We start from the raw sequence: 9,646 nt of genomic DNA on the forward strand, positions 1-9,646 counted from the left end.
GCCTCCGCCCTCCACCGAAATTCCGGAGGCGAGTATGAACACCCAATCCCAAACCTACCCCCTTGACGAGTTCCCGGTTTTGATCCGTCCAGGCGTCTCCATCGGTATGATCACGGATGGCATTGCTGATCTGGCGATAGCCTGGGACGACGAGCAGGGCCGGGCCTATATCGAGCGCGTCGAGAGCATTTCCCTGCGCACGGACGACACCACGAAGAAAGACGCCCCCCATGGGAGTGAGTGCCTTTCTGAGCATCATCCTCTGTTTGCGCTGATCGCGGATGAAATCGAGCGCCGCGCAGACGCCGGGGACATCGAGCTGAAATTCGACCGCGAGCCCGATCCCGATTACCTCCGCGATTTGCATGCGGATCGCGGCCTTTACGTCAAACCAGGCAGGAGAGCAGCGTGATGATCACCGATCACCACCGCACGATGGCTGACGCGATAGAGCGTGGAGCGAGAGCCATTGCAGACGCAGGAGTCGATACGACTGTCGACGGCGATTGCTGGCAGGTGCTCATTGACGAGCGGATCAACATCAACGGCTACGGCATGAAAGCGCTGTGGTTTTTCGAGCGGGTTATCGAGCGCGCCAATGAGCTGCGCTGCGAATGGACGATGGAGATCGCGGCATGACGACAGTTGAGAGCGTCCAGAACCGCCTCAAAGAGGCTGTGGCAATCCTACGTGGCAAGGACTATAAGGGCGTTGAAGCGGCGGTGTTTTTGAAGTCGGGAGAGATCTCCGGATACGTCAAGCACTACCCGGCAGGCGCAGACACAAGCAGATATGTCTCCGTTTCGGATGAGATCTGGAAGCACTTCAATGGGACGGCTGACGAAGTAGCCGACAAGGCTGTCGCCTTCGCTCGTGACGCAAGGTTCACCTCGGAAACCGCCGAAGCCGATTACCTGCGCTTGCTCCACAGGGCCATCGACTTTGCCCGCGAGCGCGGCCTCGAAGAACCGATCATCAATCCAATCGCGGAACTGGCGAAGAAGATCAGCCGGAACGCGATCACGGATCAGCGGGTAGATTCCTTCGTGGAGAGCGCCGCGTGACCGAGGCCCTGTATCACGCTGCTGCGTTTATCGCGGCAGTCGGCCCCTCCCTAGCCCTGCTTTTTCTCGCAGCGCGCAATGCCTCGCGCTGACAAGGATACTGCTATGTCTGTCGCCATCGTTGAAAGGGACGAGCCGCCGGCTCCCCAGAACACAAGCAGCGCCGCGCCCATTTCTGCTGCATCTGAGGCTGCATCCATCCTCAGCGTCATCGAGCGCATGGCCCTTGATCCGAACATCGATCCAGACCGGATCGAGCGGTTCATCGACCTGAAAGAGCGAATGGAGCAGCGGGCGGCAGAGCGCGCCTACAGCGAGGCGTTCGCCGCGATGACACCGAACCTCCCAGCAATCTCCCGGCGGGGCAAGGGGCACAACAACACCCAATACGCCAAATGGGAGGACATCCAGGATGGCATCATCCCGATCATATCCCGGCACGGGTTTGGGCTCTCGTTCAAGATCGCTCAAAACAACAACACGGTGACTGTAACAGCCACCCTCCTGCACAATGGCGGCCACAAGGATAGTACCGATTTCGTGACAGCGCCGGACAAGGGACCCGGCCGGAATGATATCCAAGCCATCGGCTCGGCGATCAGCTACGGCAAGAGATATGCCGCTTGCGCTCTGCTGAACATCCGAGTCGCGGGAGAGGACGACGATGGCCGCAAGGCTGGCCTCACGGGTGATGACGTTAAGCCGATCAGCGCCGAACAGCTATCAGAACTGCAACGAGCTCTAGGCGACACCGGGACTGATATTGCGCGGTTCTGTCGCTTCCACAAGATCGATGCGCTGCCGGACCTGCCAGCGGCAAAGCTCGCCTCCGCTATCGCCGGCATCAAGCGGGCGGCGTCGGAGCGCGCGACGAGGGGGGCGTCCCGATGACAGATATCGTCCAAGGCTCGCAGGAATGGCACCAGATCAGGCTCGGCAAGGTGACGGCATCGCGCGTCGCAGATGTCACTGCCCGCACGAAATCCGGCTACTCGGCTTCGCGCGCGAACTACGCCGCAGAACTGATCGTCCAGCGCCTCACCGGCAATCCAACAGAGAGCTACACAAACGCAGCAATGCAATGGGGCACCGACATGGAGCCGGACGCCCGTGTCGCGTATGAATTTTATGCTGGCGTCGACGTGGCGCAGATCGGGTTCGTCGACCACCCAACAATCGCGGCCTCGGGCGCTTCGCCGGACGGGCTTGTCGGAGATGACGGGCTGGTGGAGATTAAATGCCCAAACACAGCCACCCACCTCGAAACGCTAACCACGCAGAAGGTCGCTAGTAAATACGTCACGCAGATGCAGTGGCAGATGGCCGCGACCGGCCGTCAGTGGTGTGATTTCGTCTCGTACGACCCGCGACTGCCAGAGCATCTGCGGCTATTCGTCAAGCGCGTACCGAGGGACGATGCGCTTATCAGCGAGCTTGAGGCCGAGGTAATCGCGTTCCTCAAGGAGGTCGATGATAGGGTTGCATCGCTCGATGCCCTCTACGGGAGGGAGGCAGCATGAGCGCCCCGACGCCTCTCCCCTTCGTTTGGGACGGCGAAGCGTTCCGACCGATCAACCGATACTTCGCCCGTCTTTGCGACAAATATTTCGTTGTCGGAGAGAAATACGATCTTGAGTCCATCGAGGCGCGTTCCGGTCGGAGCCATCGGCACTATTTCGCTGCGATCAGGGAGGCATGGGAGAATCTTCCCGAGCACATGGCAGGTGACTTCCCGTCCGACGAGCACCTTCGTAAGTTTGCGCTGATCAAGGCCGGATACCGAGACGTGCGTTCAATTGTAGCATCGTCAAAGGCCGAGGCTCATCGTCTAGCCGCATTTATCAAACCGATGGATGAATATGCCCTCGTGGCCGTCGAGGCCGCGACAGTGACCGTGGCCACCGCTCAGTCCCAATCCACGAGGGCCATGGGCAAGGAGGCTTTCCAGGCCAGTAAAACCGATGTCCTTGAATACCTCTCCGACCTGATCGGGGTTGCTCCGGCAGAACTGCAAGAGCGCGCGAGGGCGGCATGACACAGATCAACCGTTACCTCGAAGATGAGCACATGGACCGGATTGACCATGCTCTTGGGCGGCCGCTGGACCCTATGGCTGAGACCTACCGAAACCACTACGTGACCGACGCTAACGGGACAGAGGCTGAGGAAATGCGCGCATCGCCGCTCTGGCGCGGCGGTAATGATGTCACCGGGATGGCCACCTTCCACGTGACCGGCGATGGATGCAAGGCTCTGACCGATCACCTGAAACAGATCCGCGACCCGCATCGCGCCTTCGTCGTGACCTTTGATGGCTTCGACGCGACAGTCGTGTCCACGTCTCCGGCGAAGGCTCGGTATGAATACTGGCTCCGAGTTTCCGACTGTTGGCCGGATCTAAAATTCAGTGAGTTCCTGCGCGGTGCCAAGGTTCTGAGGGCGGTATGACTGGCCGCAGTGTGCCCGAGTGGGAGGGCGCGACACCAGATGCCGCCATACCTCCCCGCGTCAAGCTCCGCATCTGGGAGCACCACGAGGGCCGCTGCTACCTCACCGGCAGGAAGATTATGCCGGGCGACCCATACGATTTTGATCATATCACGGCCCTCTGCAATGGCGGGAGGCACGCTGAAAGCAACCTCGCCCCCGTGTTGCGGGAGGCTCACAAGGCCAAGACCGCGGATGATCGCGCCATGAAGGCGAAGGTCGACCGTGTGCGGAAAAAGCACCTTGGTCTCACGCCGCCGAGCCGAATGCCCGGCAGCAAGAACAGCAAGATCAAGCGCAAGATTAATGGGCAGACCGTGGATCGATTGACCGGCGAGCCAATTGGAGGATACCGACGTGGCTAAGATCACAATCAAAACCGCAACCGAATATGATGCAAAATACCTGCATGCCGACTGCGGCGTCAGATATTGGGAGGATGCCATTGTAAACGGCGGCACAGACGATGAAGGAGCTCTAATCCCATTCCGCGACGGCGACACATGGTGCCCAGTCATTGAGATCGAGACAGGCATCATTGTGGGCTGGCCGAAAGGTACTACAGCAGACCTGCATTACAAGGTGTGCGACGAGGGGAAGTACACCCTTCTCGACGCACACAAAGAGAAGATCATCAGCATCGACGGCTATGTGCCAAGGATCATGTCCCCCGGAGGCAATGGATACGGCGATTACGTCATCATGACCATTGATGGTGATGGGCGAATTGCTGGCTGGCACGCCGACCTCTCCAGCTTCGAGGAATCCTCCAATGACCACTGACACCGCAGATACCGGCGTAGCAGCCGATGAGCTGAAAGCATTCATCGAGCGTATCGAGCGGCTCGAAGAGGAAAAGGCCAGCGTCTCCGGCGACATCAAGGAAGTGTACGCCGAGCTGAAGGGTCGTGGCTTCGATGGGAAGGCCATTCGCAAGATCGTCCAGCTCCGCAAGAAATCGCGCGATGAGCGCGCCGAGGAAGAGGCGATTCTTGAGCTTTACCTACAGGCACTTGGGATGGAGGCGGCGTGATGGGCTGGGGCATCTTGGATTTTATCTTCGGCCCATCCGGCGACATACAGCAGAAGCTCCGGCTTATCGAAGGCCGCGTTTACAGCCTCAAAGCGGAAAACACCCGGCTTGCAGCTGAGTGTCATGAACTGCGGCGGCAGTTGAACGAGGCCCGCGCGGCCATCACGGCAGCATCTGACGCGCTGCTTCAGGTTGATACCTCGCCGATCACGGAGGCCGGCAATGACCACCTATGACCTCTCCACCCTCCGTGACCTGCTGGTGCGGGTAGAGACGCCCGCGCTCGCGGCTCAGTTCGCATACGAATTCGCCGACGCCATGCTCAAGGAAAGGACACGCCATGACAGTCAAGATACCTGACAGCCTGCCGTGGAGTGCAAACGGCGACGGTGCCGGCAGCATCCAGAATTCAACCGGCGGGTGGCTGACCAATGAGGCCGACATCAACGAGCGAACCGCCTACATAGTCCACGCCTGCAATGCCTATCCGAAGCTGGTGGAAGCGTTGAAGGACATTCTCGCATGGGATGAGAGGCGCGGGTATCTCGTACCATACAAACAACGCGATCCCGCCCGCGCCGCCCTTAAAGCCGCTGGAGCAGAGCCATGACCGATGCACGCGAAAGATTGGCGCGCGCAATATGCACTGCATTCCACGGCGATGACGACTACTGGACCAGCTTCGATGCCGAGGCAGACTCTGTTCTTACCGCCCTGAACCTCACCCCAGACGCCGCCACCGCCCTAATGGACGGTACAGCGGTTGTCGTGCCGGTGGAGCCGACAGACGAGCAGTTGAGGGCGCTTGAGAAGGCAGGCGGGTTCAATCTCACCGGCTATTTAGACGCCCTCGCCGCCAGCCCCTACCGGAGTAACAGCGATGGCGCGTAGGCGAAAGCTATCGGACGACCGGGATATTGCCATGCGGCAAATGTCAACTGATCTGGCAAAGGGCTCGTTCGTCGTCACGGCTCTGGCCCGCTGGCAGCACCAGATCATGGAGTTCATCCACGAGGAATATATCGCCCCGCTCCGCGCTGAAAATGCCGAACTGCGGGCCAAGATACAGGAGTTGCAGGCTCATGCAGACTGACGCGCCAGGCTCTTTTGACGCATGGCCCCTAAGCGAATACGGACCGGGCCGCATCCACACAAATGACGAGGTCAGAATTTGGCACGCAGCTGTCGCTTGGGCGACAGCACGGGAGAGGGAGAGAGAGAAGCAGCGTCTCATAGCGGGGGTAAGGGATGGTTCAATCGCCGCTTTTGTTAACTATGGCCATGATCTGCCTGATACCAGTGATCTCGACTGCCCGTACTGTGGCGGATCGGGCCACAAGGATGACGTTCGCGGGGAGACTTGGCTTCCGATTGCGACCGCGCCGAAAGACGGTACGCCCGTGCTCTGCTTTACGCCGGACAACGACTTCAGCGCGATCACAGGCATCGACGTGCTTTGGTGGGATGATGACGACTGGCTTTACGCCGGCTCGCCAGTGGCGTTCCAGCCCACACACTGGATGCCGTTACCTGCCGCCCCGCCATCACCAGCCGCTGTTGACGACAACAAAGCGCCGGACGACGCCCGATATGGTGATTCCCATATCGGAACCGAACCGCCTACTGCCTGCATGAATTGGGCCGGCTGGGACGCCAGTAACCTGCCATGGAGCGCGGCTCATCATCAGGACCGGGTTTGTCGAGCAGTCTTTGGAGAGGCGTGGTCGATGGGCCAAGCAAACAAACTCATATCGTTGATTGAGCGGACTTGGAGTACGCCCAACCGCGCCGAGCCGCCCGCAGACCATATTCCTGACGCCAAGAAAATGGTCGCCACCACCGCCCAGACCGAACCACCGCCTGCCTATCCGGCAGAAGAGCGCGAGGCGTGTGCAAAGGTGGCGGAATCATTCGGGCCGAATCGACCTCTTCAATGTAAACGGCCAATACCCGAGCGCATCATAGGGCGGTGGGAAGGTGAGCAGGCAGCCAGCGCTGCGATTGCCGCCGCCATCCGCGCCCGTGATGTCCTCAACACACCCCTCCCCCCTCTATCAGGAGAAGAGAAGGGGGGAGATGGATGACGAACGATGAAGCGCCGGTTCGGCTGGAGGATGCGATCGCGCTCGCATTCCCCCACGGCGGCATGACTGTTGCCGGCCTTCGCCGGGAAGCCGCCCGAGGCCGATTGTCAATCTGGCGGATCGCCAATAAAGATTTTACGTCACTGTCCGCCATTCGTGAGATGCTGGAAAAATGTCGCGTCGATTGCAGCCCCCCAAGCTTGTCCTCCGTCCAGCCGAGGAAGACCGGGGGGCGGTCTGGATCATATACTACCAGCGACGCCGCTACAGCACTGGCTGCGGCGAGAGCGACCGTTCGGGGGCTCAAGAGGCACTAGAGCGGTTTCTTGCGAAGCTCAGGGTCGAAGACGGACTGCCTTCATCCGCCCCAGCCCATGGCGTTTTTGTTGCCGACGCCCTCACGCTCTATCTGACAGAAAAGCAGGATGAAGTAGCGAGGAAGGGCGAGCTGGCCTCCAGAATCGATACGCTCCTCGACTTCTGGGGAGACAAAACCCTCGCCGACATCCACGAGGATAGCTGTAAAGATTACGCCAAGGCCCGCACAACGCCTGCGGCCGCACGACGTGAACTGGAAGATCTCCGCGCCGCAGTCGCGATGGCCATCCGCAAGGGCATATGCCGCGAATCGGTCAAGGTGACGCTCCCGCCCAAGCCCCGAGGGCGGGTCCGATTTATGACGCGCGACGAAGTAGCCCGGCTGCTCTGGACAGCTTGGCGGCGGAAAGAGATACAGAAGGGTGAGGATACCGCCAAATATACTACTCGCCACGTTGCCAGATACATCCTGGCCGCCTTGTATACTGGATCCAGATCGGCCCGCGTTCATCGCGCATCATTTTATCCGGAAGACGGTCGGCCATTCTTCGATCTCGACGCGGGTATATTCTACCGTATGTCGCCTGACGAGAAAATACGGCCCAACAAACGAGCGCCACCAATCCGCATACCCGCCCGTTTGATGGCGCACATGAAGCGATGGAAGGCGATGGGTCTGCGATACCCCGTCGAGTATAATGGCAAGCCGGCAGATCCGAAGAAGGCGTTTCGCGCCACAGTAGCTCGCGCCCGGCTTAGCGACGACATCGTCAGGCACACGTTCCGGCATACGACGGTTACATGGCTGATGCAGGCGGGCATGCCGGTTTACGATGTGGCGGGGTTTGCCGGGATGTCTGAAAAAGTCGTGGAAGAGGTCTACGGTCACCACCATCCGGATCATCACGCCGGGATCAGTGACGCATTCACTTCGGGACGAGCAGGACGGAGGAAAGCGTGAATGTGTCCCGCAATGCGCCCCGTGAAAATCTACATCTGCCGCTAAGTGATTGTAATACATGGTCGGAGCGAGAGGATTCGAACCTCCGACCCCCTCGTCCCGAACGAGGTGCGCTACCAGACTGCGCTACGCTCCGACATCGCTAGATCAGCTGCAGGCGAAACCCCTCAGCGGCTGATAGAGATAGGCTTATAGCGCCGTGCCTCTGGCTCCGCAAGCGTTGCCTAACAAATTATCCACCGGGAAAATCTTCTCGACGACAGTCGAAGCACCATTCCGACAAGACATGGCTTTACAGGCAAGGCAAGCCATATCTTGTCGTACTATCCGCGCTTCTGCCTATCGAAAGTAACCGACCTAACTCAATTCGGCAGTGGAACGTGTGGAAGCAGGAGTCGTCGGCGAGCTACGTTCGGCAATCCACCATGCGATCATGGCCCCGATCGCGCAGACCAGCATAACCGCAGCGGGCGGAATCAGCGTCCCGTTATGAACCAACCCCAAAAGCCCCCCCACGGCACCGGCAAAGACGTATTGCAGGACGCCGTATAGTGAGGACGCGGAGCCGCTATTCCCGGGTGCGCTTTCCATCACCAACGCAGTCACGTTGCCAAAGATTAGACTCAGGCTGACCAGCGACAAGAACAACAACAGCACCACAATGATCAAACTATCGAAGCCGGCAAGCAGAGCAGCCACCAGCAGCGCCACGAAGCCCGCGTGGATCGCCAGACCGATGGGAAGGATTTGCCTTTCCCGCCAGCGATTCAGCAGCCGGATATTCACATATCCAAACAGGATTTCCCCGATGGCGATCGCTGCGAAAATGAAACTATAGACCGTCGGCGTCAGGCCGAAATAATCGACGAAGATAAACGCCGAAGAACCGATATAGACAAACATCCCGGCAAGAGTGAAGGCGCCTGACAGCGCAAACGCGGAGAAACGTCCCAGTCGTAACACGCGGGTCGATGCCATCAGCGCTGAAATAATACCGCTTTTGCTGCGGGCGGCGGGCGGCAATGGTTCCGGAACGACCCTCATTGTCGCGAAAACCGCGAGGACGCCGATCCCGGCCAATACCCAGAAGATCGAGCGCCAGCCGAAAGCCCCGAGCAATAGTCCCCCTATCGGCGGCGCGGCGATGGGGGCTACCATCATGACCTGCATGAGCATCGAGAACACTTTCGCACTCTCGCGCGGCTCATAAAGATCCGCGACAATCGCGCGCGGGATCACAAGTCCGGCCGCACCCCCCAGCCCCTGCAGCACACGCCCGATCATGAAAGTCGTCATATCTTGCGCAACTGCTATCAGCACGGATGCCGCGATGAACAGCACAATACCGGCAACCAGCGGCGCACGACGTCCGAACCTGTCAGTAAGCGGACCATAAAAAAACTGACCGACGGCAAGACCAATCAAAAACACTGATAGTGACGTTTGCAACGTGCCAGCATCTGTATTCAGAGATCGACCGATATCGCCGAAAGCGGGAAGATACATATCGATCGCCATCGCATCGAAAGCGGTGACGACACCGAGGATGATGACAAGCGGCAGCGATTCGGCCAGTGTGAGCTTAGGAGACGGAGCAAGTTTCTGTTCCATGACAACCTCAAAAAATGCGGCCAGCCTCATACCATCACGACCCAAGGGCCATCACGACCCACGGGGCACTTTGCAGGCTTGTCCCATG

At 59.3% G+C, this 9,646-nt stretch carries 18 protein-coding genes and 1 tRNA gene; 17 read left to right on the forward strand and 2 right to left on the reverse strand.

What is annotated here, in order from left to right:
• The first annotated feature begins 34 nt into the window (after nucleotides 1-34).
• The 17 genes from FHS81_RS04230 to FHS81_RS04310 all read left to right on the forward strand — a co-directional run bounded on the left by FHS81_RS04230 (nucleotide 35) and on the right by FHS81_RS04310 (nucleotide 7,947).
• Entirely contained in the window at nucleotides 35-412 is a 378-nt protein-coding gene (locus tag FHS81_RS04230; protein WP_183750830.1) for a hypothetical protein, read from the forward strand.
• On the forward strand, nucleotides 409-639 hold the full coding sequence (locus FHS81_RS04235; RefSeq protein ID WP_183750831.1) for a hypothetical protein: 231 nt from the start codon (nucleotides 409-411) through the stop codon (nucleotides 637-639). Before FHS81_RS04230 ends, FHS81_RS04235 begins: the two co-directional genes overlap by 4 nt.
• Nucleotides 636-1,064 carry a hypothetical protein gene (locus tag FHS81_RS04240; RefSeq protein ID WP_183750832.1) on the forward strand — a complete coding sequence of 143 codons (429 nt, stop codon included), beginning with the start codon at nucleotides 636-638 and terminating at the stop codon, nucleotides 1,062-1,064. Before FHS81_RS04235 ends, FHS81_RS04240 begins: the two co-directional genes overlap by 4 nt.
• Nucleotides 1,065-1,283: 219 nt before the next feature.
• Nucleotides 1,284-1,955, forward strand: coding sequence for an ERF family protein (locus tag FHS81_RS04245; protein WP_183750833.1), 672 nt, complete (start codon nucleotides 1,284-1,286; stop codon nucleotides 1,953-1,955).
• Nucleotides 1,952-2,584 (forward strand): lambda exonuclease family protein, encoded by a 633-nt coding sequence (locus FHS81_RS04250; RefSeq protein ID WP_183750834.1) that lies wholly within the window; start codon nucleotides 1,952-1,954, stop codon nucleotides 2,582-2,584. Before FHS81_RS04245 ends, FHS81_RS04250 begins: the two co-directional genes overlap by 4 nt.
• Nucleotides 2,581-3,099 (forward strand): hypothetical protein, encoded by a 519-nt coding sequence (locus FHS81_RS04255; protein WP_183750835.1) that lies wholly within the window; start codon nucleotides 2,581-2,583, stop codon nucleotides 3,097-3,099. The genes FHS81_RS04250 and FHS81_RS04255 overlap by 4 nt, the downstream gene beginning before the upstream one ends.
• Nucleotides 3,096-3,512, forward strand: a complete 417-nt coding sequence (locus tag FHS81_RS04260; protein ID WP_183750836.1) for a hypothetical protein — start codon at nucleotides 3,096-3,098, stop codon at nucleotides 3,510-3,512. Before FHS81_RS04255 ends, FHS81_RS04260 begins: the two co-directional genes overlap by 4 nt.
• On the forward strand, nucleotides 3,509-3,916 hold the full coding sequence (locus FHS81_RS04265) for an HNH endonuclease (RefSeq protein WP_210281543.1): 408 nt from the start codon (nucleotides 3,509-3,511) through the stop codon (nucleotides 3,914-3,916). The genes FHS81_RS04260 and FHS81_RS04265 overlap by 4 nt, the downstream gene beginning before the upstream one ends.
• Nucleotides 3,909-4,334 carry a hypothetical protein gene (locus FHS81_RS04270; RefSeq protein WP_183750837.1) on the forward strand — a complete coding sequence of 142 codons (426 nt, stop codon included), beginning with the start codon at nucleotides 3,909-3,911 and terminating at the stop codon, nucleotides 4,332-4,334. The genes FHS81_RS04265 and FHS81_RS04270 overlap by 8 nt, the downstream gene beginning before the upstream one ends.
• Nucleotides 4,324-4,584, forward strand: coding sequence for a DUF2312 domain-containing protein (locus FHS81_RS04275; protein WP_183750838.1), 261 nt, complete (start codon nucleotides 4,324-4,326; stop codon nucleotides 4,582-4,584). Before FHS81_RS04270 ends, FHS81_RS04275 begins: the two co-directional genes overlap by 11 nt.
• Nucleotides 4,584-4,820 carry a hypothetical protein gene (locus FHS81_RS04280; protein ID WP_183750839.1) on the forward strand — a complete coding sequence of 79 codons (237 nt, stop codon included), beginning with the start codon at nucleotides 4,584-4,586 and terminating at the stop codon, nucleotides 4,818-4,820. The genes FHS81_RS04275 and FHS81_RS04280 overlap by 1 nt, the downstream gene beginning before the upstream one ends.
• Nucleotides 4,807-4,944, forward strand: coding sequence for a hypothetical protein (locus FHS81_RS04285; protein ID WP_183750840.1), 138 nt, complete (start codon nucleotides 4,807-4,809; stop codon nucleotides 4,942-4,944). Before FHS81_RS04280 ends, FHS81_RS04285 begins: the two co-directional genes overlap by 14 nt.
• The gene (locus FHS81_RS04290) at nucleotides 4,925-5,194 is read left to right on the forward strand and encodes a hypothetical protein (RefSeq protein ID WP_183750841.1); all 270 of its coding nucleotides are present in this window, start codon (nucleotides 4,925-4,927) and stop codon (nucleotides 5,192-5,194) included. The genes FHS81_RS04285 and FHS81_RS04290 overlap by 20 nt, the downstream gene beginning before the upstream one ends.
• Nucleotides 5,191-5,475: a hypothetical protein gene (locus tag FHS81_RS04295; protein WP_183750842.1), complete on the forward strand. Its 285-nt coding sequence runs from the start codon at nucleotides 5,191-5,193 to the stop codon at nucleotides 5,473-5,475. The genes FHS81_RS04290 and FHS81_RS04295 overlap by 4 nt, the downstream gene beginning before the upstream one ends.
• Before the next feature lie 40 nt (nucleotides 5,476-5,515).
• Nucleotides 5,516-5,677 carry a hypothetical protein gene (locus FHS81_RS04300; protein WP_183750843.1) on the forward strand — a complete coding sequence of 54 codons (162 nt, stop codon included), beginning with the start codon at nucleotides 5,516-5,518 and terminating at the stop codon, nucleotides 5,675-5,677.
• Nucleotides 5,667-6,668 (forward strand): DUF551 domain-containing protein, encoded by a 1,002-nt coding sequence (locus FHS81_RS04305; RefSeq protein ID WP_183750844.1) that lies wholly within the window; start codon nucleotides 5,667-5,669, stop codon nucleotides 6,666-6,668. Before FHS81_RS04300 ends, FHS81_RS04305 begins: the two co-directional genes overlap by 11 nt.
• Nucleotides 6,669-6,852: 184 nt before the next feature.
• Nucleotides 6,853-7,947, forward strand: a complete 1,095-nt coding sequence (locus tag FHS81_RS04310; RefSeq protein ID WP_246374719.1) for a site-specific integrase — start codon at nucleotides 6,853-6,855, stop codon at nucleotides 7,945-7,947.
• A gap of 59 nt (nucleotides 7,948-8,006) precedes the next feature.
• On the opposite strand, the gene FHS81_RS04315 is transcribed toward FHS81_RS04310, so the two are convergent.
• Nucleotides 8,007-8,083: transfer RNA gene (locus FHS81_RS04315), tRNA-Pro, on the reverse strand.
• Nucleotides 8,084-8,304: 221 nt separating this feature from the next.
• Nucleotides 8,305-9,558, reverse strand: coding sequence for a multidrug effflux MFS transporter (locus tag FHS81_RS04320; protein ID WP_183750846.1), 1,254 nt, complete (start codon nucleotides 9,556-9,558; stop codon nucleotides 8,305-8,307).
• Between the last annotated feature and the right edge of the window lie 88 nt (nucleotides 9,559-9,646).

Source organism: Pseudochelatococcus contaminans (assembly GCF_014195635.1).
Lineage (GTDB): Bacteria > Pseudomonadota > Alphaproteobacteria > Rhizobiales > Beijerinckiaceae > Pseudochelatococcus > Pseudochelatococcus contaminans.

Coding starts and splice junctions, on each gene's coding strand:
- FHS81_RS04250 (WP_183750834.1), top strand. CDS start 1,952: ATGACAGATATCGTCCAAGGCTCGCAGGAATGGCACCAGATCAGGCTC.
- FHS81_RS04280 (WP_183750839.1), top strand. CDS start 4,584: ATGGGCTGGGGCATCTTGGATTTTATCTTCGGCCCATCCGGCGACATA.
- FHS81_RS04245 (WP_183750833.1), top strand. CDS start 1,284: ATGGCCCTTGATCCGAACATCGATCCAGACCGGATCGAGCGGTTCATC.
- FHS81_RS04240 (WP_183750832.1), top strand. CDS start 636: ATGACGACAGTTGAGAGCGTCCAGAACCGCCTCAAAGAGGCTGTGGCA.
- FHS81_RS04265 (WP_210281543.1), top strand. CDS start 3,509: ATGACTGGCCGCAGTGTGCCCGAGTGGGAGGGCGCGACACCAGATGCC.
- FHS81_RS04305 (WP_183750844.1), top strand. CDS start 5,667: ATGCAGACTGACGCGCCAGGCTCTTTTGACGCATGGCCCCTAAGCGAA.
- FHS81_RS04295 (WP_183750842.1), top strand. CDS start 5,191: ATGACCGATGCACGCGAAAGATTGGCGCGCGCAATATGCACTGCATTC.
- FHS81_RS04290 (WP_183750841.1), top strand. CDS start 4,925: ATGACAGTCAAGATACCTGACAGCCTGCCGTGGAGTGCAAACGGCGAC.
- FHS81_RS04275 (WP_183750838.1), top strand. CDS start 4,324: ATGACCACTGACACCGCAGATACCGGCGTAGCAGCCGATGAGCTGAAA.
- FHS81_RS04285 (WP_183750840.1), top strand. CDS start 4,807: ATGACCACCTATGACCTCTCCACCCTCCGTGACCTGCTGGTGCGGGTA.
- FHS81_RS04255 (WP_183750835.1), top strand. CDS start 2,581: ATGAGCGCCCCGACGCCTCTCCCCTTCGTTTGGGACGGCGAAGCGTTC.
- FHS81_RS04230 (WP_183750830.1), top strand. CDS start 35: ATGAACACCCAATCCCAAACCTACCCCCTTGACGAGTTCCCGGTTTTG.
- FHS81_RS04300 (WP_183750843.1), top strand. CDS start 5,516: ATGTCAACTGATCTGGCAAAGGGCTCGTTCGTCGTCACGGCTCTGGCC.
- FHS81_RS04320 (WP_183750846.1), bottom strand. CDS start 9,558: ATGGAACAGAAACTTGCTCCGTCTCCTAAGCTCACACTGGCCGAATCG.
- FHS81_RS04260 (WP_183750836.1), top strand. CDS start 3,096: ATGACACAGATCAACCGTTACCTCGAAGATGAGCACATGGACCGGATT.